This window comes from Mesorhizobium hawassense, assembly GCF_003289945.1.
Classification (GTDB): domain Bacteria; phylum Pseudomonadota; class Alphaproteobacteria; order Rhizobiales; family Rhizobiaceae; genus Mesorhizobium; species Mesorhizobium hawassense.
In genome coordinates this window covers 135,652-159,360 of the sequence record NZ_QMBP01000014.1, presented here as the reverse complement: position 1 = coordinate 159,360, position 23,709 = coordinate 135,652, and the positions used below count along the sequence as shown (strand labels likewise).

Sequence of the window (23,709 nt, the reverse complement as noted above, 5' to 3'; positions counted from 1 at the left end):
GGGTGCCTCACCAGGGGAGTCCCGGCAAGGGGCTGAGATACTGCTATCGCGCGCAGTGACCCGTTGAACCTGATCCAGTTCATACTGGCGTAGGGACGGTGCGAGGTTTCGCGGGTCGGCAATCCGACTTCGGTATTCGGGCAGTGCCCGCATCCTGCGCGAAGCGTCACTTCCTCCTCATCGCGTGGACTGGGTCTCCGTTGCACTCGAGCAAGGAGGCTCACTCATGAATGCCCACACCCCGACCGTCACCGTCGGCGAATTGCCCGCTTCGAAGAAAGTCCACAAACCCGGCCAGCTTCACCCGGAGCTGCGGGTGCCGATGCGCGAGATCTCGGTCCATCCGAGCGCCGGCGAGCCGCCGGTCACGGTGTACGACTCGTCCGGTCCCTACACCGACGCGATGGGGAAGACCGAGATCGAGCGCGGCTTGCCGCGGTTGCGCGAGGCGTGGATCGAGGCACGCGGCGATGTCGAGCGCTACGAGGGCCGCACGATCAGGCCCGAGGACAACGGCTTCGTCTCGGCTGATCGCGTAACGCCAGAGTTCCCGGTGCGCAACAGGCCGTTGCGCGCCACTGGCGGCCGTGCCGTCACCCAGCTTGCCTACGCACGCGCAGGCATGATCACGCCGGAAATGGAGTTCGTCGCCATCCGCGAAAACCTCGGCCGTGAGCAGTTGCGTTCGAAACTTCAACGCGATGGCGAGAGCTTCGGCGCGGCGATCCCGGACTTCGTCACCCCGGAATTCGTGCGCGAGGAGGTGGCGCGCGGCCGCGCCATCATCCCCTCCAACATCAACCATCCTGAAAGCGAGCCGATGATCATCGGCCGCAACTTCCTGGTCAAGATCAACGCCAATATCGGCAATTCCGCCGTCACCTCGTCGATGGCCGAAGAGGTCGAGAAAATGGTGTGGGCGATCCGCTGGGGCGCCGACACGGTGATGGACCTCTCCACCGGGCGCAACATCCACAATATCCGCGACTGGATCGTGCGCAACGCGCCGGTGCCGATCGGCACGGTGCCGCTCTACCAGGCGCTGGAGAAGGTCGGCGGGATCGCCGAGGATCTGACCTGGGAGGTCTATCGCGATACGCTGATCGAGCAGGCCGAGCAGGGTGTGGATTATTTCACGATCCATGCCGGCGTCCGGCTGCCCTACATCCCGCTGACCGTCGACCGCGTCACCGGCATCGTGTCGCGCGGCGGCTCGATCATGGCCAAATGGTGCCTGCACCATCACCGGGAGAGCTTCCTATACGAGCATTTCGAGGAAATCTGCGACATCTGCCGCACTTACGACGTCGCGTTCTCGCTCGGCGACGGCCTTCGCCCCGGCTCGATCGCCGACGCCAACGACCGGGCCCAGTTCGCCGAGTTGGAAACGCTTGGAGAGCTGACGAAGATCGCCTGGGCCAAGGACTGCCAGGTGATGATCGAGGGCCCCGGCCACGTGCCGATGCACAAGATCAAGCAGAACATGGACAAGCAGCTCGCGGTCTGCGGCGAAGCGCCGTTCTACACATTGGGGCCGCTCACCACCGACATCGCGCCGGGCTATGACCACATCACGTCCGGCATCGGTGCGGCGATGATCGGCTGGTTCGGAACGGCGATGCTTTGCTACGTCACGCCGAAGGAGCATCTCGGCCTGCCCGACCGCGACGACGTCAAGACCGGCGTCATCACCTACAAGATCGCCGCTCACGCCGCAGACCTCGCCAAGGGCCATCCGGCCGCCAAGGTCAGGGACGACGCGCTGTCTCGCGCGCGCTTCGAGTTCAGGTGGGAGGACCAGTTCAACCTGTCGCTCGATCCCGAGACGGCGCGCGCCTTCCACGACGAAACCCTGCCCAAGGAGGCGCACAAGGTGGCGCATTTCTGCTCCATGTGCGGCCCCAAATTCTGCTCGATGCGGATCTCGCACGACATCCGCGCGGAAGCGCAGAAGGAAGGGCTCGCGGCCATGGCGGCGAAGTACCGGGACGGCGGCGACCTCTACATGCCGGTCGAGAACTCTACAGAGAGCACGACCACATGAAGGTGCTCATTCGCGGCGCGGGCGTTGCCGGCTTGACGCTCGCGCACGAGTTGGCAACGCGCGGCATCGACGTGACCGTGGTCGAGAAGCGCATGGAGATCGCCGGCAATGCCTCCTGGCAGGCCGGCGGCATGCTTGCGCCCTGGTGCGAGCGCGAGAGTGCCGAAGAGGCGGTGCTGACGCTGGGACGTGGCGCGGCCGACTGGTGGGACGCAGCATTGCCCGGCCATGTCTCGCGCAGCGGCACGCTGGTCGTGGCGCCTGCGCGCGATGCCGGCGAGCTGGACCGGTTCGGCCGCCGTACATCCGGCTTCGGGCCGCTCGACGCCGATGAGATCGCGGCACTGGAACCGGCCCTCGCCGGCCGGTTCGGGCGCGGCCTGTTCTTCGGCGAGGAGGCGCATCTCGACCCACGCAAGGCGCTGCTTGCGCTAAGCGACAAGCTGCTCGGCATCGGCGTTGGGCTCGAGTTCGGCAGCCGAGTGGTGTCCGTCGTCGCGAATATCGAGGTGGACTGCACCGGCATCGCCGACAAGCGCCCGGAGCTGCGCGGCGTACGCGGCGAGATGCTGGTGCTGCGAACCAGCGAGATCTCGCTGGCCCGGCCGGTGCGGCTGCTTCATCCGCGCATCCCGGTCTATGTCGTGCCACGCGCAGAAAATCTGTTCATGGTCGGCGCGACAATGATCGAATGCGATGCCGCAGGCCCGGTCACCGTGCGCTCGGCCATGGAGCTGCTCAGCGCCGCCTACACGCTGCATCCGGCGTTCGGCGAGGCCGAGCTGGTCGAGACAGGCGTGGGCGTGCGCCCTGCCTTTGCCGACAACTTGCCGCGCGTCGAGTGCGACGGGAAGCACCTTCGCATCAACGGCCTCTATCGCCACGGCTTTCTGCTCGCGCCGGCCATGGCGCGGCGGGCAGCCGACATGATCCTGGGAAATCCCGCAGCAAAGGAGTTCGCCCTTGAAGCTCACCGTTAACGGCCAGAGCCACGACGTCGCGGCCGGGACGCTTTCCGCGTTGCTCGCAGAACTCGATTTTCAGGGCGGCTGGCTCGCCACCGCGCTGAACGGCGAGGTCGTGCCAACGAAGGAGCGCGACCGCTGCGTGCTCACCGAGGGCGACCGTATCGAAATACTCTCACCGATGAAGGGAGGCTGATCCAATGCTCGACCTCTACGGACAAGGACTCTCGTCACGCCTGCTGCTGGGAACCGCGCTCTATCCCTCGCCCGTCATCATGGCCGAGGCGGTCAAGGCGAGCGGGACGGAAATCGTCACCGTGTCGCTCCGCCGCGAGACCTCCGGCGGCAAAGCCGGCGGTCAGTTCTGGTCTCTGGTCCGGTCGCTCGGGGTTCGGGTCCTGCCCAATACCGCAGGCTGCCATTCGGTGAACGAGGCGGTGATGACGGCGCGGATGGCGCGCGAGGTGTTCGGCACCAACTGGATCAAGCTCGAAGTGATCGGCAACCACGACACGCTCCAGCCCGACGTGTTCGGACTGGTCGAGGCGGCAAGAATCCTTGCCTCGGAAGACTTCGAGGTCTTTCCCTACACCACCGACGACCTGATCGTTGCCGAGCGCCTGCTCGAAGCCGGCTGCAAGCTGTTGATGCCCTGGTGCGCGCCGATCGGCTCTGCGCGTGGGCCGCAAAATCCCGAAGCGCTGCGAAGCCTGCGCGGCCATTTCCCGGACGTTCCGCTGATCGTCGACGCCGGCGTTGGCCGGCCGTCGCATGCCACGGCCGTGATGGAGCTCGGCTACGACGCCGTGCTGCTCAACACCGCAGTCGCCAAGGCAGGCGATCCCGTGGCGATGGCCACGGCTTTCGGCAAGGCGGTGCAGGCGGGCCGCGAGGCCTATTGCGCCGGCTTGCTCGAGCCGCGCGACATGGCTGTCCCCTCCACCCCCGTTATCGGCATGCCGGCGTTCTCATGAAGCTCGATCCGTTCTACCTGATCGTCGATTCCCTCGCCTGGATCGAACGCCTGGTGCCGATTGGCGTAAAGCTGGTGCAACTGCGCATAAAGGATCTGGACGAAGCTTCGCTGCGCCGCGAGATCCGTGCTTCGAAGGCGGTATGCGACCGCCATGGCTGCCAGCTCATCGTCAACGATTACTGGCGCCTGGCGATCGATGAGGACTGCGATTTCGTCCATCTCGGCCAGGAGGATCTGGCGGAGGCCGATTTGAGGACGATCCGCAGAGCGGGGCTGAAGCTCGGCCTGAGCACCCACGACGACGCCGAACTGGAAACCGCGCTTGAAGCCGAGCCCGACTATATCGCGCTTGGCCCGATCTACCCGACCATCCTCAAGGCGATGAAATGGGCTCCGCAAGGGCTGGATCGCGTCGCTGTCTGGAAGAGGCGCGTCGGCGGCCTTCCGCTCGTGGCCATCGGCGGGCTCACCGTCGAGCGCATTGCCGGCGTCTTCGCCCAAGGCGCTGAGAGCGCCGCGGTGGTGACCGACATCACCCGGAACGCGCACCCCGAGGCGCGCGCGCTGGAATGGCTGGCGGCGACGGCGCCATGGCGATGACGCCGCATGTCTTGATTGTCGCCGGCTCCGATTCGAGCGGCGGCGCGGGAATAGCCCGCGATGTCGAGACCGTTTCGGCGTTCGGGTTGCGCAGCTGCCTCGCCGTCACGGCCGTGACGGTGCAGACGCACGACACCGTCGAGCAAATCGAGCATATGCCGCCGGAACTTGTTGCCGCCCAGATGCGCGCTGCCTTTGCCGCCAACCAAGTCGCGGCGGTCAAGATCGGCATGCTGGGGACGGCGGCGGCGATCGAAGCGGTCGGCTCCGTCCTGGCGAGCAGTCCGAAAGTACCGGTGGTGCTCGATCCGGTATTGGTCTCAACCTCGGGACGGCTGCTGCTGGAGGAAGATGCCATCGATGTGTTGCGCCGCGACTTGATGCCGGTCTGCCGGCTCGTCACGCCCAACCTGATCGAGCTCGCAACATTGAACGGATCGGCGCCAGCGCCGGACGAGGAAGGCGCTCGGCATCAGGGGAAGGAACTGTCGAGGCGTGTGCGGACGGCCGTACTCGTCAAGGGCGGACACTCGGCAGGGAGCCAGTCGATCGATGTCCTGTTGCAACCGAACTGTCCCGCGGTTCGGTTCGAAGCGCCACGCTTGCCGCGAGGGATGCGCGGAACGGGCTGCATGCTATCCAGCGCCATCGCCGCCTCTCTTGCCCTCGGCCTATCGCTGGAAGACAGCGTCCGGAGCGCCAAGCAGTATGTTTTCGACATCATTGCCCGGCCGCGGTGACAGCGGCGCATTCATGATCCGTCATTATAATCGTATAACTTCCAAATCGGGCCGCGATCTCTCTCCACCATTTTCAAAGGCAGACAGGAGGCGGAGCGCAGTCGGCCAGCGATGACACTGGACAGCCAGCGGGGGCAGGACAGGCGGGGCGCTCGTCTTCTCGCCGTAGCCATTGAATCTCAGCTGCCGCAGAGAACTGACGCTGTCAGCAACTCCGTCCTGCTCAGTCGCCGCCCCACATCGCGTCCGGCACCACCACCAGCTTGCCGACGAAGTCCTTGCCCATGAAGTCGGTCTGGGCGCGGTGGAAGTCCGACAGTTTGTAGACGCCGCCGACCAGGGGCTTGATCTTCTTTTCCTCGATGTAGCGCACGATACGGCGGAAGTCGGCGCGCGTGCCTTGACTCGAACCGTGGAGCTGCAACTGCTTCAGATACATGGTGCGGAGGTCGAGTTGCACGACCGGTCCGGCGATGGCGCCCGCCGTGGTGTAGCGGCCCTCGGGGCGCAGGATGCGCAGCAGGTCGTTGAAGATGGCGCCGCCGACCAGATCAGCGACCACATCGATAGGCTTGCCGCCGGTCGCTTCGTTCACGGCCGTGAGCAGGTCGGCCACGCCGCGCGTGATCACCTTCTCGGCGCCGATGGCGAGCACGGCCTGCTCCTTGCCCTTGCCGACGACCGCATAGGGGATGGCGCCGCGCGCCTTTGCCAGCTGCACGATGCCGGAACCGACGCCGCCCGACGCGCCGGTGACCAGCACCCGTTCGCCTGCCTTCAACCCTGCGCGTTCCAGCATCTGCTCGCCGGTGAGATAGGCGCAGCAGAAGGTGGCGAGCTCGATGTCCGTCAGACCGGTGTCGACGACATGCGCGTTCTCGGCCGGCAGCGCCTGGAATTCGGCGTAACCGCCATCGCGGCCGTGGCCCATATAGTCGATGTCGGCCAGCGAATCGTCGTCGCGGTTGTAGATCGAGAAGTCGACCATGACGCGTTCGCCGATGCGGTCCGTGGACACGCCGTCGCCGACGGCGACGATGGTGCCCACCGTGTCGGTGCCCTGGATGCGCGGGAAGGTGAGCGTGTTGCCCTGCCGGCGCCAGGTCGAGACCGCCCCGGCATCCTCCTCCGTGCCGTAGGCGCCCTGCCGCACCCAGACATCGGTGTTGTTCATGCCGCAGGCACTGACTTTGACCAGCACTTCGCCGGCGGCCGGCGCGGGCACCTTCACGTCGGTGCGGTAGACGAGCTTCTCCAGGCCGCCATGGCCGGTGAGCTGCACGGCGGCCATCGTGGCCGGGATGGTTCTGGTCATGGCATTCATATCGCTTCTCAAATGTTGGCGAGGACGCTGTTCACGGCGTCGGCGGTCCTGGCAACGATGATGTCGGCCTCCTCGCGCGTCAGGCAGAGCGGAGGCGCAAAGCCGAGGATGTCGCCCTGCGGCATGGCGCGGCCGATTACGCCGCTGGCGGCGAGCGCCGTGGCGATCTGCGGCCCGACCTTCAGTGCGGGATCGAAGAAGACGCGGTCGTCGCGATCCTTGACTAATTCGATGGCGGCCAGCATGCCGTCACCGCGCACTTCGCCGACGTGCTTCTGGCCGCCAACGGCTTTGGCCAACTCGCTGCGGAAATAAGCGCCAGTCTCGCCGGCGTTCTTCACCAATTCCATCTCGTCGATCAGTTCGAGGTTGGCGACGCCGGCGGCAACGCAAATGGGATGCGCCGAATAGGTCCAGCCATGGCCGAGCGAGCCGAGCTTGTCGGAACCCTTGACCAGCACCTGCCAGACCTTGTCGGCGACGATGACGCCCGACAGCGGCGCATAGGCCGAGGTCAGGCCCTTGGCGATGGTGATCAGGTCCGGCTTGATGCCGTAATGGTCGGAGCCGAACATGGAGCCGAGACGGCCGAAGCCGGTCACCACCTCGTCGGCGACGAGCAGCACGTCGTACTTCGTCAGCACAGCCTGGATCTTTGCCCAGTAGCCGGCCGGTGGCGGCACGATGCCGCCGGTGCCGAGGATCGGCTCACCGATGAAGGCCGCGACCGTCTCCGGGCCTTCGGCAAGGATCATCTCTTCGAGCTTGTCGGCGCAATGCTGCGAGAACTGCTCTTCGCTCATCGAACGGTCGGCGCGGCGGAAGTAGTAAGGCGCCTCGGTGTGCAGGATCGGCGCGCGCGGCAGGTCGAAGGCGTTGTGGAACAGCTCCAGCCCGGTCAGCGATCCCGTCATGACGCCCGAGCCATGGTAACCGCGCCAGCGCGATATGATCTTCTTCTTCTCAGGCCGGCCCAGCACGTTGTTGTAGTACCAGATCAGCTTGATGTTGGTCTCGTTGGCGTCGGAGCCGGAGAGACCGAAATAGACCCTCGACATGCCCTTCGGCGCACGGTCGATGATCATCTTGGCAAGCGTGATCGAGGCCTCGGTGCCGTGCCCGACATAGGCGTGATAGTAGGCGAGGTTCTTTGCCTGTTCGGCGATGGCATCGGCGATCTTCTGGCGGCCGTAGCCGACATTGACGCAATAGAGGCCGGCAAAGGCATCGATGCTCTTCTTGCCGGTGTTGTCCCAGACGGTGACGCCTTCACCGCCGGCCATGATGCGCGCCGGCGATTCACCGCGCGCATGCGTGCCCATATGCGTCGAGGGATGGAAGAAGTGGTCACGATCCCAGGCGGAGAGTTCGTTTGATTGTTCGAGCATTTTTCTGACTCCTGTAAATTCCGGGATGGCTTACGCAACATCCAGACAAAGGTACTTGAGATCGGTGAAGGCTTCGAGGCCGTGGCGTGAGCCTTCGCGGCCGATGCCGGATTGCTTGACGCCGCCGAAGGGGATCGGCGCGCCGGTGATCTTGACGCGGTTGATCGCGACCATGCCGTAGTCCAGGGCGCGGCCCATGCGCGCCTGCCGGGCGCCGCTCTCGGTGACGACATAAGCGACGAGCCCGTATTCCGTGGCGTTGGCGCGGGCGACGACTTCCGCCTCGTCGTCGAACGGCGTGACGGCGGCGACCGGGCCAAAGGTTTCCTCACGCATGATCAGCGCTTCGTCCGGCACGTCGACCAGCAGGGTCGGCTGGTAGAACAGCGGGCCGGCCTGGTGGCGCTTGCCGCCCACGAGGCAGCGCGCACCATGCGTGAGCGCATCGGCCACCTGTTCCTCGACCTTCTTGACCGCGCGCTCATGCATCAGCGGCCCGATCTCGGCGTCCGCGGATAGCCCGTTGCCGATGCGGAGCTGCCCGATACGGCGCGCGAAAGCAGCGCAGAAGCGATCATAGACCGGGCGCTGCACATAGATGCGGTTGGCAGCGAGGCAATCCTGGCCGGAAGTGGCGAATTTGGCGTCGAGCGCGATCGTCACCGCCTTCTCGATATCGGCATCGTCGAACACGATCAGCGGCGCGTGCCCGCCGAGCTCCATCACCAGCCGCTTCATCGTCGGGGCACTCTGCGCGGCAATCAGACGGCCGACTTCGGTCGAGCCGGTGAAGCTCATGGCGCGGACGCGGGCATCGGCGCACATCGCGCCGACGATCGTTCGCGCATCGCCGGTGACGATGTTGAAGACGCCGGCCGGAAGTCCGGCGCGCTCGCCAAGCTCGGCCAACGCAAGCGCCGACAACGGCGTTTCGGAGGACGGATGCGCCACCACCGTGCAGCCGGCGGCAAGCGCGGCCGCAGCCTTGCGGGTGAGCATGGCCGACGGGAAATTCCATGGCGTGACGACGCCGACGACGCCGAGCGGTTCGCGGCGCACACTCATCTCAGCATTCGGCAGGTGGCTGGCGACGCTTTCGGCGTTGAGGCGTTTCGCTTCCTCGGCGTACCACTCGACGAAGGAGGCCGCATAGTCGATCTCGCCGAGCGATTCCTTCAGCGGCTTGCCCTGTTCGAGCGTCATCAGCAGGGCCAGGTCGTCCTTGGCGGCGATGATCAGATCGAACCAGTTTCGCAAGATCTTGGAGCGTTCCTGCGGCAGCGCCGAGCGCCACACGGGAAGCGCGCGCGATGCGGCGTTGATTGCCTTCGTCGTCTGGGCGGCATCGAGCGCGGCCACGAACGCGACGGTCGCCCCGGTCGCCGGATCGGTGACTTCAAAACTTGCCGCCGCATCGCTCGCCGTCCAGTGGCCGTCGACATAGGCGAGCGCGCGCAACAGCCGGCGATCGGCGAGGCGATCGAGCGCTTCGTGGTGGTTGGTGCGGGCAAAATGCGCGGACATCGATCAGGTCTCCCGGTGCCGAGGCGATATGGAGAGACTAGTCGCGCGGTCGAGACAGAGAGGCTGTTTCGGCCGCACCATGCAGAGAGTTTGTCTCTAATGGCCGGCCGACGCAGACAATCTCTCTAGCTCAGGGTTGCTCAGGCAGCAGGTCGGTCACGGGCAGCACGGTCTCGTCCTTGACCGTCTTGGTGACGATGTAGGTGAAGTAACGGTCGATGCCGATCTCGCGTTCGAGCAGGCCGTCGACCAGCCGCTGATAGGCGTCGATGTCGCGCGCCATCACCTTCAGCACATAGTCGACGCCGCCACCCACCGACCAGCAGGCGACGATCTCAGGGACATCGCGCACCACTCGCTCGAACCGGTCGAAATCAGCCTGGCGGTGGTTGGCCAGGGTCACCTCCATCAGCACGGTCGCCACCGGCGCGATGACCCGCATGGCGATCGCGGCGTGATAGCCGGACACGATGCCGGCTTTTTCCAGCTTGCGCAGCCGCATCCAACACGGCGTCGGCGACAAGCCGACCTTCTCGGCCAGCGCCAGCTTGGTGATGCGCCCGTCGCGCTGGATGGCGTCGAGAATCCGGAGGTCGATCGGGTCGAGTTTAAGTGCCGCCATGCGGGGCTCCGCCTTTCGTTCGCGACACCATGAGGGTGCATTATTTCGATTGTCAATTGCACTGATTTCGATCTCTAATAAGTCATGACATTATGGCAGCCAGATCCTGCTCTCATCCGCCGCCCGGCCTATCTCTCGCTGGCCGACCAGTTCGCCCGCGCCATCCATGACGGACGGCTGGCCAATGGCGTGCAACTGCCGACGCATCGCCGCCTCGCCGACGACCTGAAACTTTCGGTGCAGACGGTCAGCCGCGCCTATGAGGAGCTGATCCGACGCGGCCTGATTTCCGGCGAGGTCGGTCGCGGCAGCTTCGTGCAGACGCAGCGCCGCGAGCCGGAGCCGCCTTACATCCCGGAGCGGCTTGGCGAGGTCATCGACCTTTCGATCCTGAAGCCGGTCTGCGAGCCGATGCATCTGGAGAAGATGAAGCAGGCGCTGGGCTGGCTGGCCGAGAACCTGCCGTCGAGCTCGGCGCTGTCGTTCCGGCCGAACATGGTTTTTCCGCGCCATCGCGCGGTCGCGGTCGAGTGGCTGAAGCTTTGCGGGCTGGAAGCGTCGCCGCAGAACATCAGCCTGACCAACGGCGCCACCGCCGGCATGACCGTGGCGCTGATGAGCGTGGCGCCGCCCGGCTCGACCGTCGCCACAGAAGCGATCGGCCACCACACGCTGGTGCCGCTTGCCCGCTACCTCGGCTTCAACCTCGAAGGCCTGCCGATCGACGGCAACGGGCTGATCCCCGAGGCGCTCGACGAGGCTTGCCGCCTCTCGGACATCCGCGCCGTCTTCGTCCAGCCCTCGGTGATCAACCCGACGGCGACGCTGATGGACGCCATCCGTCGCGAGCAGATCGCCGCGGTCGCCCGCAAGCACGACATCGCCATCATCGAGAACGACGTGCTCGGGCCGCTGGTCGAAGGCCGGCCGCCGGCGGTTGCCGCCTTTGCGCCGGAGCGCACGCTCTACGTCACGTCCTTCACCAAGATCACCGTGCCGGGCTTGCGCATCGGCTATCTCGCGGTGCCGGACCGCTATGTCGCAGCGGTCGCCAACCGCCACCTCGTCTCGAACTGGATGGCGACGCCGATGGTGGCGGAGATCGCGACGCGATGGGTCAATGACGGCACGGCGATCGAATTGGTCAACTGGCAGCGCGCGGCGCTAAGACGCCGCCAGGAGATCGCCGCCGAAATGCTGGCGGGCGTCGACTATCGCGTCCACCGCGACGGGCTGCATCTGTGGCTCGAACTGCCGGGCGACCGCTCGGAAGAGAGCTTCGTGTCGCAAGCGCGCCTGCGCGGCGTGGCGATCGCGCCGGGCACCTCGTTCCGGATCGCCGACACGCCCTGGCATCCGGCCGTGCGCATCTCGCTCGGATCGACCACCGAGGGGGAACTGCGCGCAGGCTTGAGCGTTGTCGCCAAGCTGTTGCTTGGCGATCCGGAGCATCTCCTGCTCGCCATCTGATTCAAAAATTGCCCTGAAATCGTACCGTGTCGGAAATATTGTCATGATATTATTTTCCTAATTGACATGATTTGACGCGTTTCGCATCGTTAAGGGCATAGGCTTCTCCAGAACGGGGAAATGAATTGCCCGCGCCCATCATCAAGGTTGATGCGATTTCGAAGAGCTTCGGCGCCTTCAAGGTGCTGGACGGCCTGTCGATGCAGGTCATGCCCGGCGAGAAGCTGGCGCTGATCGGTCCGTCCGGCTCCGGCAAGACGACGATCCTGCGCATCCTGATGACGCTGGAAAAGATCGACGGCGGCCACATCCAGGTCGACGGCGAGCAGCTCTACCACATGGAACGCAACGGGCAGCTGCTGCCGGCCGACGAGCGGCACCTGGCCAAGATGCGTCAGAAGATCGGCATGGTCTTCCAGCTGTTCAATCTGTTCCCGCACAAATGCGTCATGGACAACGTGACCCTGGCGCCGATGCTGACCAAGGGCACGCCGCGCGCCGCCGCAGAGAAGCGGGCGATGGAACTGCTCGACATGGTCGGCCTCGCCGATAAGGCGAAGAGCATGCCGGCTCAACTTTCCGGCGGCCAGAAGCAGCGCGTGGCGATCGCCAGGGCGCTGGCGCTGTCGCCCAAGATCATGCTGTTCGACGAGGTCACCTCGGCGCTCGACCCGGAACTGGTCGAGGAGGTGCTCAACGTCATGCGCAAGCTCGCCGCCGAGACCGACATGACGATGCTTCTGGTGACCCATGAGATGGGCTTCGCTCACGACTTTGCCGACCGCGTGCTGTTCTTCGACCGCGGCAGGATCGTCGAGGAAGGCAAGCCCGATGAGATTTTCCGCCATCCCAAACAGGAACGCACGCAGGGCTTCCTGAAGAAGATCATCGCGGCCGGACATCGCGTCTGACCGCAATGCAAATGGGCGGCGCAAGCCGTCCCAAGGCGACGAGAGCCGTCGCAAAACCAAGCAAACCAAGAAAGAACAAGGAGTTGGGAACAATGAAGAAACTTGGCATTCTGGCTGGCGTCGCCGGCCTTGCGATCTCCACGATGCTGCTCGCTTCCGGCGCGCAGTCGGCGGATGACGCCAAGCTGGAGCAGCTCAAGCAGCAGGGCTTTGCCCGCGTCGCCATCGCCAACGAGCCGCCCTATACGGCAGTGGCCGCCGACGGCAAGGTTTCGGGCGCGGCGCCCGACGTGGCGCGCGAGATCTTCAAGCGTCTCGGCGTCAACGACATCGTCGCCTCGATCTCCGAATATGGCGCCATGATCCCCGGCCTGCAGGCCGGCCGCTTCGACGTCGTCACCGCCGGCCTGTTCATGAAGCCGGAGCGCTGCGCGGCGGTCGCCTATTCCGAGCCGGTGCTTTGCGATGCCGAAGCGATGCTGGTGAAGAAGGGCAATCCGAAGGGCTTCAAGAGCTACGAGGACATCGCCAAGGACGCCTCTGCAACTGTCGGTGCGCCCGGCGGCGGCACTGAGGAGAAGCTGGCGCTCAATGCCGGCGTGCCGCGCGACCGCGTCATCGTCGTGCCGGACGGCCAGAGCGGGCTGAAGATGGTGCAGGACGGCCGCATCGACGCTTATTCGCTCCCCGTTCTGTCTATCAACGACCTGATGAAGAAGGCGAATGACCCGAACCTCGAAGTGATCGCGCCGGTGCAGGGCGCGCCGGTCTATTGCGACGGCGCCGCCTTCAAGAAGGGCGACGAGGCGCTGCGCGATGCCTATGACGTCGAGCTCGCCAAGATGAAGAAGTCCGGCGAGTTCGCCAAGATCATCGAGCCCTACGGCTTCTCCGCCAAGGCGGCGATGTCGACGACGCGCGACAAGCTCTGCGCCGCGAAGTGAGGCGCGGCCTTTGCCTTCTCCCCGTTCACGGGGAGAAGGTGGCCCGAAGGGCCGGATGAGGGGCGGCGCCGAGTTTAGAGAAGCTAGCGCTGCCCCTCATCTGCCTGCCCGTCCTCCGCATCAGCTACGCTGCAGCTACGGAGGGTGAACCGGCATCTTCCCCCCGTTGATCGGGGAGAAGCACCCAAGAACGCAAACGTTGGAACCCTATGACCCAGTGGTCCGGCTATCTCGGCCTGATATTGCAGGGAGCGCTTGTCACCATCGAGCTGACGCTGATGGGGTCGGTGCTGGCGCTGATCATGGCCTTTCTTGCCGGGATGGGGCGCGTGTCACGCTTCTTCATCGTGCGCGCCTTGGCCACGACCTATATCGAGTTCTTCCGCGGCACCTCTATCTTCGTCCAGCTGTTCTGGGCCTATTTCGTGCTGCCTTTCGCCGGCCTGTCGCTGACGCCGCTGCAGGCTGGCGTGCTGGCGCTGGGCTTGAATGTCGGCGCCTATGCGGCGGAAGTGGTGCGCGGCGCCATCCTGTCGGTCGGCCGCGAGCAATATGAGGCCTGCACGGCGCTCAATCTCGGCCGCTGGCAAGGCATGCGCCACGTCATCCTGCCGCAGGCGCTGCTCGTCATGCTGCCGACCTTCGGCAACAACGCCATCGAGCTGCTCAAGGCGACCTCGGTCGTCTCGCTGATCTCGCTCGCCGACCTGACCTTCCAGGCGCAGGTGGTGCGTTCGCAGACCGGCAGCACGCTGATGCCGTTCCTGTCCGTGCTGATCATCTATTTCGCGCTGGCGCTGATCATCTCGTGGGGCGTGCGCACGCTGGAGCGCCGCATGGCGCGCGGCCTTGATGGAGTGCGTGTCTGATGGCCTGGGATTGGGATTTCGTCCGGGAGATCATGCCGACCCTGATCCAGGGTGTGAAGATCACCATCCTGGCCACCATCCTCGGATCGATCCTGGCCGCGATCGTCGGGCTTGGGATAGCGCTGGCGCGGCGCTCGGAGAACCGGTTCGTCTCGCGCAGCGTCGGCTGGTTCGCCGAGTTCATCCGTGGCACGCCGCTGCTGGTGCAGCTCTATTTCATCTTCTACGTCCTGCCCGATATCGGCATCCTGTTGCCGCCGCTGGTGGCGGGCGTGATCGGGCTCGGCCTGCACTACGGCACCTATACGGCCGAGGTCTACCGCGCCGGCATCGACAATGTGCCGCGCGGCCAGTGGGAGGCGGCAAAGGCCTGCAATCTCAACGGCCGCCACACCTGGACGCATATCATCCTGCCGCAGGCGATCCCGCCGATGATCCCGGCCTTGGCCAATTATTTCATCGCCATGTTCAAAGAGACGCCGCTGCTGTCGGCGATCACCGTGCTGGAGCTGATGAACCAGGCCAAGAGCGTCGCCAACACCTACTACCGCTATATCGAACCGATGACGCTGGTCGGCGCCTTCTTCCTCGTCATCAGCCTCTGCTCCGTCGTGCTCTTACGCTGGCTGGAGCATCGCTACGGCAGGATCGAAAGATGAAAGTGATGAGACCGCTGCCCGAGATTCGCCTCGAAACGGCGCGCCCGAAACTCGATCAGCGCCCGCTGGAAAAGCGCGTCGGCCTGATTGCGCTCGCGACCGACCACACCAGCGAGGTCGACTTCCGCCGCATGGTGGCGAGCGAGCGCATCGGCGTCTATGTCGCGCGCATCCCCTACGCCAATCCGACCACACCGGAGAATTTGCGCAAGATGCAGCCGTCGCTTTCGGCAGGCGCGGCGCTCATCCTGCCGGACGAGCCGCTCGATGCCGTCTGCTACTCGTGCACGTCTGCTTCCGTGGTGATCGGCGACGCCGAGATCGAAGCTGCGATCCAGGCGGCCAAACCGGGTGTGCCTGTGGTCACCCCGCCGATGGCCGGCGTTCGCGGCCTGAACGCTTTTGGGGTGAAGCGCATCAGCATCCTCACCCCCTATACAGTCGAAACCAGCCGGCCGATGGCCGCCTATTTCGCGGCGCACGGCTTCGACATCCAGAGCTTCACCTGCCTCGGCTTCGAAGACGACCGCGAGATGGCGCGGATCACACCGGCGTCCCTGGTCGAACTGGCGCGCAAGGTCATGCATCCGCAGGCCGATGCGCTGTTCGTGTCGTGCACGGCGTTGCGCGCCGCGCTCGCCGTCCCCGGCATCGAAGAGGCGATCGGACGTCCCGTCGTCACCAGCAACCAGGCAAGCGCCTGGAATTGCCTGCGGCTTTGCGGCGACGAGGCGTCGCGGCCGGAATTCGGCCGGCTGTGGACGAAGCCGCTGGCGCAGTGAACGAAATGACAGTCGAGCTTCAGCATATTCGTGCTGCACGCGAACGCATTGCCGGAAAGGTCGAGCGGACACCCTGCGTGCTGTCGCAAAGCCTGTCGGAGCGTGTGGGGCACCCTGTTCACCTCAAGCTGGAACATCACCAGACCACCGGCGCCTTCAAATTGCGCGGTGCCTCCAACGCCATCGCAGCGTTGACCCCGGAACAAAAATCGCGCGGCGTCGTCGCCGCATCAACCGGCAATCACGGCCGCGCGCTGGCGCTTGCGGCGAAGCTCGAAGGCATTCGCGCGGTGATCTGCATGTCGAAGCTGGTGCCAGAGAATAAACTCGACGCCATCCGCCGCCTCGGCGCGGATGTCCGCATTGTCGGCAACAGCCAGGACGACGCCCAGCAGGAAGTCGACAGGCTGGTAGCCGAGGAAAGGATGGTCATGCTGCCGCCTTTCGACCATCCCGATATCATCGCCGGGCAAGGCACGCTCGGGCTGGAGATCATGGAGCAGGCGCCGGATGCCGCGGCGGTGTTGGTCCCACTCTCCGGCGGCGGGCTCGCATCCGGTGTCGCGGCTGCTGTCAAAGGTATCAGCCCGAATACCAAGGTCATCGGCATCTCGATGGCGCGGGGCGCGGCGATGAAAGCAAGCCTCGATGCCGGCCGTCCGGTGCAGGTCGAGGAACTCGCGACATTGGCGGACTCGCTCGGCGGCGGCATCGGTCTCGACAACCGGCTGACCTTCGCCATGTGCCGTGACCTGCTCGACGACGTCATACTGCTTTCCGAGGACGAGATCGCGGCCGGCATCCGCCATGCCTATGAGCAGGAACGCGAGATCGTCGAGGGCGCCGGCGCCGTCGGAATCGGCGCGCTGCTCGCCGACAAGGTCGGCGTAAGCGGCCCAACCGTGCTCATCCTCTCCGGCCGCAACATCGACATGGCCCTGCATCGTCGCATCGTCTGCGGCGAGGCGGCCACAGCAACGGAGCGCGTCGCATGAGCCGCATGACCATCCTCACAGAAGCCGAGCTACGCAAGATCGTGACGCTCGACCTGGACGCCATCGCCTGCGTCGAGAGCGCTTTTCGCGCCTTGGCGACGCTGCCGGTGGCGATGCCGCCGATTCTGCGGCTCGACATCCACGAGCATCGAGGCGAGGTCGACGTGAAGTCGGCCTATGTGCCCGGCATAGACGGTTTCGCCGTCAAGATAAGTTCCGGCTTCTTCGACAATCCGACGCTCGGCTTGCCGAGCGGCGGCGGCATGATGGTGCTGCTTTCAGCCAAAACCGGCGTGGTCGAGGCGTTGCTGCTCGACAATGGCTATCTGACCGATATCCGCACGGCCGCCGCCGGCGCGGTCGCGGCCAAGCATCTGTCGCGCGAGGACTCCAAAGTAGCGGCGATCTTCGGCGCCGGCTTGCAGGCCGGCTTGCAATTGGAAGCGCTGCGTCTCGTTAGGCCGATCCAGGAAGCGCGCATCTGGGCGCGCGACGCCGCCAAAGCCGAGGCAACCGCTGCCCGCCTGCGCGACAAGCTCGGCATCATGGTGCGGGCCGAACCGGATGCGGCGAATGCGGCAGCCGGCGCCGACATCATCGTCACCACCACGCCGTCAACCGAGCTGCTGATCAAGCCCGGTTTCATTTCCGCCGGCCAGCACATCACCGCCATGGGCTCGGATGCCGAGCACAAGAACGAGATCGCGCCGGCCATCCTGCGCATGGCCGATCTCTACGTCGCCGACAGCGCCAAGCAGACGCGGCGCCTCGGCGAGCTCCATCACGCAATCGAAGCGGGCGTGATGGCGGCCGACGCCGAGATCACCGAGCTCGGCCAGATCATTGCCGGGGAGAAACACGGACGACGCTCGGCAAGCGACATCACCATCGCCGACCTCACCGGCACCGGCGTGCAGGACACCGCGATCGCTACCCTGGCTCGCGACCGCGCGCGGGCAGCCAATGCCGGGACCATCTTTGAAAGCTGATGCTGGCCGCAAGGCCCAACAAACGAGGACCAACAAAATGCAACCAGACCTCAAATTCTCGCGGAGCGAATTTGCCGATCGCCTCGCCAAGACGCGGAAGGCCATGGAGGCCAAGGGCGTCGATCTTTTGATCGTCAGCGATCCTTCCAACATGGCCTGGCTGACGGGTTACGACGGCTGGTCCTTCTATGTGCACCAGGCGGTGATCGTACCGCCTTCGGGCGAGCCCGTCTGGTATGGCCGCGGCCAGGACGCCAACGGCGCCAAGCGCACCGCTTACCTCGCGCATGACAACATCGTCGGCTACGCCGATCATTATGTGCAATCGACCGAGCGGCACCCGATGGACTACCTCGCCAAGGTGCTTGGCGAGCGCGGCTGGGACAAGCTCACCATCGGCGTCGAGATGGACAATTACTGGTTCTCGGCGGCCGCCTTCGCGGCACTTCAGAAGTACCTTCCGAATGCCCGCTTTGCCGACGCCACCGCGCTGGTGAACTGGCAGCGCGCGGTGAAGAGCGCGACCGAGATCGGCTACATGCGCAACGCCGCCCGCATCGTCGAGGCCATGCACCAACGGATCGTCGACAGAATAGAAGTCGGCATGCGTAAATGCGACCTGGTCGCCGAGATCTACGATGCCGGCACGCGCGGCGTCGACGGCATCGGTGGCGACTATCCGGCGATCGTGCCGCTGCTGCCGTCGGGCGCCGATGCCTCGGCTCCGCATCTCACCTGGGACCACAAGCCGATGAAGGTGAACGAAGGCACGTTCTTCGAGATCGCCGGCTGCTACAACCGCTATCATTGCCCGCTTTCGCGCACCGTCTTCCTCGGCAAGCCGACGCAGGCCTTCCTTGATACCGAAAAGGCGACGCTGGAGGGCATGGAGGCCGGCCTCGCCGCCGCGAAACCCGGCAACACCTGCGAGGACATCGCCAACGCCTTCTTCGCCGTCCTGAAGAAGTACGGCATCGTCAAGGACAACCGCACCGGCTATCCGATCGGTATTTCCTATCCGCCGGACTGGGGCGAGCGGACCATGAGCCTGCGCCCCGGCGACCGCACAGAGCTCAAGCCCGGCATGACCTTCCATTTCATGACCGGGCTGTGGCTGGAGACGATGGGGCTGGAGATCACCGAGTCCATCCTGATCACCGACAGCGGCGTCGAATGCCTGGCCAATGTGCCGCGCAAGCTCTTCGTGAAGGACTGAGGCCGATGTCAGCTTTGCGTCCGTCGCCGATCGCGCCGACCGTCGACTTCGAGCACGACGGCGTGCAGCACGGCTTCCTGCGCCTGCCTTACAGCCGCGACGATTCGGCCTGGGGTTCGGTGATGATCCCGATCTGTGTCGTGCGCAACGGCAAGGGCTCGACGGCACTGCTCACCGGCGGCAATCACGGCGATGAGTATGAGGGGCCGCTGGCGCTCTACCAACTCGCCCGCACTCTCGATCCCAGCCAAGTTTCCGGCACGGTCATCATCGTGCCGGCGATGAACTATCCGGCCTTCCGCGCCGGCACGCGCACCTCGCCGATCGACAAGGGCAACATGAACCGCTCCTTTCCCGGTCGCCCCGACGGCACGGTGACGGAGAAGATCGCCGACTATTTCCAGCGCGAATTGCTGCCGCGCGCGGACCTCGTCTTCGACTTCCACTCGGGTGGCAAGACATTGGATTTCGTGCCGTTCTGCGCGGCGCATACGCTGCCCGACAAGGCGCAGGAGAAAAAGGCTTTCGCAGCGGTCGAGGCCTTCTCGGCGCCGTTCTCGATGCGCATGACCGAGATCGATGCGGTCGGCATGTATGACACGGCCGCCGAGGAGATGGGCAAGGTGTTCGTCACCACCGAGCTCGGCGGCGGCGGGACGTCGCGGGCCGAGACGGTGCGGATTGCCCGGCGCGGCATCCTCAACGTGCTTCGCCATGCCGGTATTGTGTCTGGTGCGGTCGAGAAGACTCGAACAAAATGGCTGGACATGCCGTCCCGCGATTGCTTCGCCTTCGCCGAGGATGACGGGATGATCGAGACCATGGTCGATCTCGGCGAGACGGTGAAGGACGGCCAGGCTATTGCGCGCATCTATCCGGTCGGCCGCACCGGCCAGGCGCCGCAGGAGATCAAGGCCAGGATGTCCGGGCTGCTTGCGGCACGTCACTTCCCCGGCCTGGTCAAGGCAGGGGATTGCGTCTCGGTGCTGGGCGTGGCCGTCGGGTAGTTGCCGACCCTCGCCTACTGCACCACGCGCTTCTCGAGCTTGCGGGCAAGGGTGCGCCGGTGCAGGCCGAGCCGGCGCGCGGTTTCCGAGATGTTGAAGCCGGTCTCGACCAGCGTCTCATGGATGCGCTCCCATTCGAGGTTCTTGATCGAGGTGGGACGGCTGGTGAGCGCCACCGAAACGTCGCCCTCGGCGCGGCCGAAGGCGGCTTCGATGTCGTCGGTGTTGGCGGGCTTGGCCAGATAGTGGCACGCGCCCAGCTTGATCGCCTCGACCGCCGTGGCGATGCTGGCAAATCCCGTCAGCACGACGATCCGCATCGACGGATTGCGGGCGCTGAGAAGCTTGACGCATTCGAGCCCCGATCCCGCTCCGAGCTTGAGATCGACGACCGCGTAGGCAGGCACGGCCGTCTCCAGCGCGGCCAGCAGCGCGTCGCGGTCGTGGCAGGCCACGACGTCGTAGTCGCGCTTTTCAAACGAGCGTTTGAGCGTGCGCGCGAAAGTCGCGTCGTCCTCGACGACGAACAGGGATCGATCAGGCTTCACGGTCGCCTCCATCGGTCAGCGCCGCCAGCGGCAGCGAAAGGGTAACGCAGGCGCCCTCGCCCGTGTTGCGCGCCGAAACGTCTCCGCCGAGCTTGCGCACCACGTTGAACACCAGGAAGAGGCCCAGGCCGCCGCCCGGACGCCCCTTGCTCGACATATAGGGCTGGCCGAGCCCGGTCAGAATATCCATGCCGAAACCCGGCCCGCGATCCTTGACGGTGAATACCAGCTTCTCATCCTGCCGCTCGGCGGTGATGCCGACCCAATCGTGTGATGCTTCCTGGGCATTGTCGAGCACGTTGAAGATCACCTGTCTCAGCGCCGTGTCGGACACGATCGGCTCGTCGGGCTCGAAACCGTTGCCGTAGTCCAGTTTGACAGGCTGGCGGCTGACGCGCCACTCCTGGACGAGATCGTCGAGGAACTGGCGGATCGTGGTGCGGATGGTGCCCTCGCCCCGCGCCTGGCCGGAGGACATGAGGATCCCGGTCACGATGCTCTTGCAGCGCTCGATCTGCGCCTGCATTTCAGCCACGTCCTCGGCAAGCTCGCGGTTGCGCTTGACGCCCTGCATCTGGCGCCAGTCGGACAGGATGACTGATATGGTCGAGAGCGGCGTGCCGAGTTCATGCGCGGCGCCGGAGGCCAGCAGACCCATGCGAACGATGTGGTCCTCTTCGGCCGATCGCTGACGCAGGTCGGAGAGATAGGCATCGCGTTCGCGCAGGTTTCGGTTGATGCGCGTCATGAAGATCACGATCAGGCCGGCCGCCAGCACGAAGCAGATGAACATGCCACGCAGATGCAAGGCCAGAAGGTCGCTGCCGCCGTGATGTGGAATGGCGATCGGCTGGAAAACGAAGATGAGGAAGACGAAGCAGGCCGAGGCGGCGACCACGAGGATCCAGGTCGACCAGGGCGCCAGCAGCGCGGCCCCGAGCGTGATCTGCAGCAGATAGAGCGACACGAACGGGTTCGAGGCGCCGCCGCTCAGGTAGAGCTGCGTCGTCAGCGCCGCCATGTCGAAGATCAGCGCGACGAACAGCTGCGTGTTGGAGATGCGGCGGTCGCCGCGCAGGGCGAACAGGCTGAAGATGTTCAACCCGACGAGAAACAGCACCACGCCCGCCATCTCGGCCAGCGGCAGCGGGATGGCGAACCAGTATTGCGTCGCCAGAATGGTCAGCACCTGCCCCGCAACCGCCAGCCAACGCAGTTGGACGAGCAGGAGAAGGTTCTTGCGGTTCGTCGCTTCGGAATTCGAGGCGGCACCGCCCTGGCCGGCGAGGGGTGCCGCCAGGAACGGCTTGTCGTGATGGGGCCACGCGATGTTCATCGCGCTGCGTTCCGATTGCGGCGGGCGATAATCGGCCTGGCGAGGGCGAACGCCAGCATCGCCGCCAAGGCGAACCAGGTCAAAGCATAAACGAGATGGCTGTTGCGGAAGGTGACGACGGTGAGCCCGCCGCGCGGCCAGCTGTCCGCGTCGGATGCCCCGGCATCGATGAAGTAGGGCGCGACATCGGTTAGGCCGCGCGCCCTGGCGATTGCCGCGACGTCGCGCGAATACCAGCGGTTGGCCGCCGGATCGTTGCTGCGCAGGAAGCCGCCGCCGGGCTCGCTGATGCGCAGCAATCCGTCGACCACCGTCGGGGATGTCAGGCCGCCGCGCTCTTGCTGGAACTCCGCCTTGCGTTCCTGCGGAACGAAGCCGCGGTTGACCAGAACCGTGAAACCGCGGTCGCTGCGCATCGGCGTCAGCACCCAATAGCCGCCGCCAAGCTCGGTCACCGCCTGCACCAGCGTGTTGGCGCCCTGGAACTGGCCTGCCAGCCTTACATGGCGGTACTCGGAGGAGGCAGCGTTGATATCACCCCAGTTGGCTGGACCAGGGGCATCTGCAACCGGTGCATGGATGCGCTGGTCGACGCGGGCGATCAGGTCGAGCTTCCAGACTCGCCTTTCCAACTGCCAGATGCCAAGGCCAACAAACACCAGGATGCCGAGAAGCCCGAGCAGGACGAGAAGCAGTCTCGACGCGCCGCTCCTTGACGGCGCGGCGCCAACACCGGCGCGTTCAGTTACGCGCTTTGCCCCGACGTCGGTCCTCCCCGCGCCTGACACACGGCTCATGGCATCTGCCGCATCTCGTGCAGGCCCGGCATCATGTTGGCGTTGAGGTGGTACATCACCCAGAGCGAGCCGCTCAAAACGATGACGACGAGGATCACCGTGAAGATGAGCGCCAGCATCGACCATCCGCCTTCCGAGGCTGGCGTCATGTGCAGGAAGAAGACCATGTGGACGATGATCTGCACCGCCGCGAAGGCCATGACGATGACGGCCGTGGCCTGCTTGTTGTCGATGACGCCATCCATCACCAGCCAGAACGGGATGGCGGTGAGGATCACCGACAGGACGAAGCCGATCAGGTAGCCCTTCAGCGAGCCGTGCGCGGCGCCGCCATGAGTGTGGTCGTGACCGGCATGATCCTGAGCGCTCATCGCAACGTCCCCATCAGATAGACGAAGGTGAAGACGCCGATCCAGACGACGTCGAGAAAGTGCCAGAACATCGAGAGACACATCAGCCGGCGGCGGTTGGCCTCGATGAGGCCGTGCCTCGCGACCTGCACCATCAGCGTCACCATCCAGACGATGCCGAAGGTGACGTGCAGGCCGTGCGTGCCGACCAGCGTGAAGAAGGAAGACAGGAAGGCGCTGCGCTGCGGCGTCGCGCCTTCATGGATCATGTGGGCGAATTCGTAGAGCTCTATGGACAGGAACGCCAAGCCGAACAGCATTGTCACCGCGAGCCAGGATTGCGTCTCGCCGACGCGGCCCTTGTCCATGGTCAGCATGGCAAAGCCATAGGTGATCGAGGAGAGCAGCAGCATGGTGGTGTTGACCGCCACCAGGCCGAGATCGAACAGGTCCTTCGGCGCCGGACCCGCCGCGTAATTGCCGCCCAGCACGCCAAAGGCCGCGAACAGCATGGCGAAGATCAGGCAGTCGCTCATCAGATAGAGCCAGAAGCCGAGCATGGTGCTGCCGCCTTCGGCGTGCGCGTGCTCTTCTTCGAGGTGGAAGACCGGCTCGGCGCCGGCCGTGATTGCCGTCGATGTCATGCTCAAACC

Annotated in this window: 25 protein-coding genes and 1 riboswitch; of the genes, 16 read left to right on the top strand and 9 right to left on the bottom strand. The window is 65.2% G+C overall.

Annotation, left to right across the window (positions count from 1 at the left end):
* Positions 1-2: 2 nt before the first annotated feature.
* Positions 3-114, top strand: a riboswitch (TPP riboswitch).
* Between the two features lie 112 nt (positions 115-226).
* Genes thiC through thiD form a run of 6 tightly spaced genes read left to right on the top strand, consistent with a single transcriptional unit; the run spans position 227 to position 5,325 of the window.
* A complete protein-coding gene (gene thiC / locus DPM33_RS25565; protein ID WP_112100168.1) occupies positions 227-2,044 on the top strand; it encodes a phosphomethylpyrimidine synthase ThiC in 1,818 nt (605 codons plus the stop codon).
* Positions 2,041-3,024 carry a glycine oxidase ThiO gene (gene thiO, locus DPM33_RS25560; RefSeq protein WP_112100167.1) on the top strand — a complete coding sequence of 328 codons (984 nt, stop codon included), beginning with the start codon at positions 2,041-2,043 and terminating at the stop codon, positions 3,022-3,024. The genes thiC and thiO overlap by 4 nt, the downstream gene beginning before the upstream one ends.
* Positions 3,008-3,205 (top strand): sulfur carrier protein ThiS, encoded by a 198-nt coding sequence (gene thiS / locus DPM33_RS25555; protein ID WP_112100166.1) that lies wholly within the window; start codon positions 3,008-3,010, stop codon positions 3,203-3,205. The genes thiO and thiS overlap by 17 nt, the downstream gene beginning before the upstream one ends.
* 4 nt (positions 3,206-3,209) lie before the next feature.
* Positions 3,210-3,983 carry a thiazole synthase gene (locus DPM33_RS25550; RefSeq protein ID WP_112100165.1) on the top strand — a complete coding sequence of 258 codons (774 nt, stop codon included), beginning with the start codon at positions 3,210-3,212 and terminating at the stop codon, positions 3,981-3,983.
* On the top strand, positions 3,980-4,585 hold the full coding sequence (locus DPM33_RS25545) for a thiamine phosphate synthase (protein WP_112100164.1): 606 nt from the start codon (positions 3,980-3,982) through the stop codon (positions 4,583-4,585). The genes DPM33_RS25550 and DPM33_RS25545 overlap by 4 nt, the downstream gene beginning before the upstream one ends.
* Positions 4,555-5,325 (top strand): bifunctional hydroxymethylpyrimidine kinase/phosphomethylpyrimidine kinase, encoded by a 771-nt coding sequence (gene thiD, locus DPM33_RS25540; protein ID WP_245442371.1) that lies wholly within the window; start codon positions 4,555-4,557, stop codon positions 5,323-5,325. Before DPM33_RS25545 ends, thiD begins: the two co-directional genes overlap by 31 nt.
* Positions 5,326-5,548: 223 nt before the next feature.
* Here thiD and DPM33_RS25535 read toward each other — a convergent pair whose 3' ends face one another.
* The 4 genes from DPM33_RS25535 to DPM33_RS25520 form a co-directional block, all read right to left on the bottom strand.
* On the bottom strand, positions 5,549-6,649 hold the full coding sequence (locus DPM33_RS25535; protein ID WP_112100163.1) for an alcohol dehydrogenase family protein: 1,101 nt from the start codon (positions 6,647-6,649) through the stop codon (positions 5,549-5,551).
* Positions 6,650-6,657: 8 nt separating this feature from the next.
* Positions 6,658-8,037, bottom strand: coding sequence for an aspartate aminotransferase family protein (locus DPM33_RS25530; protein WP_112100162.1), 1,380 nt, complete (start codon positions 8,035-8,037; stop codon positions 6,658-6,660).
* 30 nt (positions 8,038-8,067) lie between these two features.
* Complete coding sequence (locus DPM33_RS25525; protein WP_112100161.1) at positions 8,068-9,561, bottom strand: NAD-dependent succinate-semialdehyde dehydrogenase; 1,494 nt, start codon at positions 9,559-9,561, stop codon at positions 8,068-8,070.
* Positions 9,562-9,691: 130 nt separating this feature from the next.
* On the bottom strand, positions 9,692-10,183 hold the full coding sequence (locus DPM33_RS25520; protein ID WP_112100160.1) for an Lrp/AsnC family transcriptional regulator: 492 nt from the start codon (positions 10,181-10,183) through the stop codon (positions 9,692-9,694).
* A gap of 84 nt (positions 10,184-10,267) precedes the next feature.
* On the opposite strand from DPM33_RS25520, the gene ehuR reads away from it, so the two are divergent.
* From ehuR to doeB, 10 genes are all read left to right on the top strand, one after another.
* Positions 10,268-11,653, top strand: coding sequence for a MocR-like ectoine utilization transcription factor EhuR (gene ehuR / locus DPM33_RS25515; protein WP_112100159.1), 1,386 nt, complete (start codon positions 10,268-10,270; stop codon positions 11,651-11,653).
* A gap of 125 nt (positions 11,654-11,778) precedes the next feature.
* The gene (ehuA, locus tag DPM33_RS25510) at positions 11,779-12,564 is read left to right on the top strand and encodes an ectoine/hydroxyectoine ABC transporter ATP-binding protein EhuA (RefSeq protein ID WP_112100158.1); all 786 of its coding nucleotides are present in this window, start codon (positions 11,779-11,781) and stop codon (positions 12,562-12,564) included.
* A 92-nt stretch (positions 12,565-12,656) separates the two neighbouring features.
* The gene (gene ehuB, locus DPM33_RS25505) at positions 12,657-13,508 is read left to right on the top strand and encodes an ectoine/hydroxyectoine ABC transporter substrate-binding protein EhuB (RefSeq protein WP_112100157.1); all 852 of its coding nucleotides are present in this window, start codon (positions 12,657-12,659) and stop codon (positions 13,506-13,508) included.
* A 209-nt stretch (positions 13,509-13,717) separates the two neighbouring features.
* Positions 13,718-14,377, top strand: a complete 660-nt coding sequence (ehuC, locus tag DPM33_RS25500) for an ectoine/hydroxyectoine ABC transporter permease subunit EhuC (RefSeq protein ID WP_112100156.1) — start codon at positions 13,718-13,720, stop codon at positions 14,375-14,377.
* Complete coding sequence (gene ehuD, locus DPM33_RS25495; protein WP_112100155.1) at positions 14,377-15,036, top strand: ectoine/hydroxyectoine ABC transporter permease subunit EhuD; 660 nt, start codon at positions 14,377-14,379, stop codon at positions 15,034-15,036. Before ehuC ends, ehuD begins: the two co-directional genes overlap by 1 nt.
* A gap of 5 nt (positions 15,037-15,041) precedes the next feature.
* On the top strand, positions 15,042-15,818 hold the full coding sequence (gene eutA, locus DPM33_RS25490) for an ectoine utilization protein EutA (RefSeq protein ID WP_112100226.1): 777 nt from the start codon (positions 15,042-15,044) through the stop codon (positions 15,816-15,818).
* Between the two features lie 5 nt (positions 15,819-15,823).
* The gene (gene eutB / locus DPM33_RS25485) at positions 15,824-16,813 is read left to right on the top strand and encodes a hydroxyectoine utilization dehydratase EutB (protein WP_112100225.1); all 990 of its coding nucleotides are present in this window, start codon (positions 15,824-15,826) and stop codon (positions 16,811-16,813) included.
* Entirely contained in the window at positions 16,810-17,802 is a 993-nt protein-coding gene (locus DPM33_RS25480; RefSeq protein ID WP_112100154.1) for a cyclodeaminase, read from the top strand. The genes eutB and DPM33_RS25480 overlap by 4 nt, the downstream gene beginning before the upstream one ends.
* Positions 17,803-17,839: 37 nt before the next feature.
* The gene (gene doeA, locus DPM33_RS25475; protein ID WP_112100153.1) at positions 17,840-19,018 is read left to right on the top strand and encodes an ectoine hydrolase DoeA; all 1,179 of its coding nucleotides are present in this window, start codon (positions 17,840-17,842) and stop codon (positions 19,016-19,018) included.
* 5 nt (positions 19,019-19,023) lie between these two features.
* The gene (gene doeB / locus DPM33_RS25470; RefSeq protein ID WP_112100152.1) at positions 19,024-20,025 is read left to right on the top strand and encodes a N(2)-acetyl-L-2,4-diaminobutanoate deacetylase DoeB; all 1,002 of its coding nucleotides are present in this window, start codon (positions 19,024-19,026) and stop codon (positions 20,023-20,025) included.
* 14 nt (positions 20,026-20,039) lie between these two features.
* Here doeB and DPM33_RS25465 read toward each other — a convergent pair whose 3' ends face one another.
* From DPM33_RS25465 to cyoC, 5 genes are read right to left on the bottom strand one after another with little or no spacing between them, the layout of a single operon-like run.
* Positions 20,040-20,573 carry a response regulator transcription factor gene (locus tag DPM33_RS25465; protein WP_167449210.1) on the bottom strand — a complete coding sequence of 178 codons (534 nt, stop codon included), beginning with the start codon at positions 20,571-20,573 and terminating at the stop codon, positions 20,040-20,042.
* Complete coding sequence (locus DPM33_RS25460; protein WP_112100150.1) at positions 20,563-21,909, bottom strand: ATP-binding protein; 1,347 nt, start codon at positions 21,907-21,909, stop codon at positions 20,563-20,565. The genes DPM33_RS25465 and DPM33_RS25460 overlap by 11 nt, the downstream gene beginning before the upstream one ends.
* Positions 21,906-22,706: an SURF1 family protein gene (locus DPM33_RS25455; RefSeq protein ID WP_112100149.1), complete on the bottom strand. Its 801-nt coding sequence runs from the start codon at positions 22,704-22,706 to the stop codon at positions 21,906-21,908. The genes DPM33_RS25460 and DPM33_RS25455 overlap by 4 nt, the downstream gene beginning before the upstream one ends.
* Positions 22,703-23,077, bottom strand: coding sequence for a cytochrome o ubiquinol oxidase subunit IV (gene cyoD / locus DPM33_RS25450; protein WP_112100148.1), 375 nt, complete (start codon positions 23,075-23,077; stop codon positions 22,703-22,705). Before cyoD ends, DPM33_RS25455 begins: the two co-directional genes overlap by 4 nt.
* Positions 23,074-23,700, bottom strand: coding sequence for a cytochrome o ubiquinol oxidase subunit III (gene cyoC / locus DPM33_RS25445; protein ID WP_112100224.1), 627 nt, complete (start codon positions 23,698-23,700; stop codon positions 23,074-23,076). The genes cyoD and cyoC overlap by 4 nt, the downstream gene beginning before the upstream one ends.
* Between the last annotated feature and the right edge of the window lie 9 nt (positions 23,701-23,709).

Excerpts from the sequence above, each read along its gene's own strand:
- thiD (WP_245442371.1), top strand. The coding sequence starts at position 4,555 with ATGGCTGGCGGCGACGGCGCCATGGCGATGACGCCGCATGTCTTGATT.
- DPM33_RS25455 (WP_112100149.1), bottom strand. The coding sequence starts at position 22,706 with ATGAGCCGTGTGTCAGGCGCGGGGAGGACCGACGTCGGGGCAAAGCGC.
- doeA (WP_112100153.1), top strand. The coding sequence starts at position 17,840 with ATGCAACCAGACCTCAAATTCTCGCGGAGCGAATTTGCCGATCGCCTC.
- ehuD (WP_112100155.1), top strand. The coding sequence starts at position 14,377 with ATGGCCTGGGATTGGGATTTCGTCCGGGAGATCATGCCGACCCTGATC.
- eutA (WP_112100226.1), top strand. The coding sequence starts at position 15,042 with ATGAGACCGCTGCCCGAGATTCGCCTCGAAACGGCGCGCCCGAAACTC.
- cyoD (WP_112100148.1), bottom strand. The coding sequence starts at position 23,077 with ATGAGCGCTCAGGATCATGCCGGTCACGACCACACTCATGGCGGCGCC.
- ehuB (WP_112100157.1), top strand. The coding sequence starts at position 12,657 with ATGAAGAAACTTGGCATTCTGGCTGGCGTCGCCGGCCTTGCGATCTCC.
- DPM33_RS25550 (WP_112100165.1), top strand. The coding sequence starts at position 3,210 with ATGCTCGACCTCTACGGACAAGGACTCTCGTCACGCCTGCTGCTGGGA.
- cyoC (WP_112100224.1), bottom strand. The coding sequence starts at position 23,700 with ATGACATCGACGGCAATCACGGCCGGCGCCGAGCCGGTCTTCCACCTC.
- thiC (WP_112100168.1), top strand. The coding sequence starts at position 227 with ATGAATGCCCACACCCCGACCGTCACCGTCGGCGAATTGCCCGCTTCG.
- ehuC (WP_112100156.1), top strand. The coding sequence starts at position 13,718 with ATGACCCAGTGGTCCGGCTATCTCGGCCTGATATTGCAGGGAGCGCTT.
- DPM33_RS25480 (WP_112100154.1), top strand. The coding sequence starts at position 16,810 with ATGAGCCGCATGACCATCCTCACAGAAGCCGAGCTACGCAAGATCGTG.
- DPM33_RS25520 (WP_112100160.1), bottom strand. The coding sequence starts at position 10,183 with ATGGCGGCACTTAAACTCGACCCGATCGACCTCCGGATTCTCGACGCC.
- DPM33_RS25530 (WP_112100162.1), bottom strand. The coding sequence starts at position 8,037 with ATGCTCGAACAATCAAACGAACTCTCCGCCTGGGATCGTGACCACTTC.
- DPM33_RS25545 (WP_112100164.1), top strand. The coding sequence starts at position 3,980 with ATGAAGCTCGATCCGTTCTACCTGATCGTCGATTCCCTCGCCTGGATC.
- ehuR (WP_112100159.1), top strand. The coding sequence starts at position 10,268 with ATGACATTATGGCAGCCAGATCCTGCTCTCATCCGCCGCCCGGCCTAT.
- thiO (WP_112100167.1), top strand. The coding sequence starts at position 2,041 with ATGAAGGTGCTCATTCGCGGCGCGGGCGTTGCCGGCTTGACGCTCGCG.
- eutB (WP_112100225.1), top strand. The coding sequence starts at position 15,824 with ATGACAGTCGAGCTTCAGCATATTCGTGCTGCACGCGAACGCATTGCC.
- DPM33_RS25525 (WP_112100161.1), bottom strand. The coding sequence starts at position 9,561 with ATGTCCGCGCATTTTGCCCGCACCAACCACCACGAAGCGCTCGATCGC.
- DPM33_RS25535 (WP_112100163.1), bottom strand. The coding sequence starts at position 6,649 with ATGAATGCCATGACCAGAACCATCCCGGCCACGATGGCCGCCGTGCAG.
- doeB (WP_112100152.1), top strand. The coding sequence starts at position 19,024 with ATGTCAGCTTTGCGTCCGTCGCCGATCGCGCCGACCGTCGACTTCGAG.
- DPM33_RS25460 (WP_112100150.1), bottom strand. The coding sequence starts at position 21,909 with ATGAACATCGCGTGGCCCCATCACGACAAGCCGTTCCTGGCGGCACCC.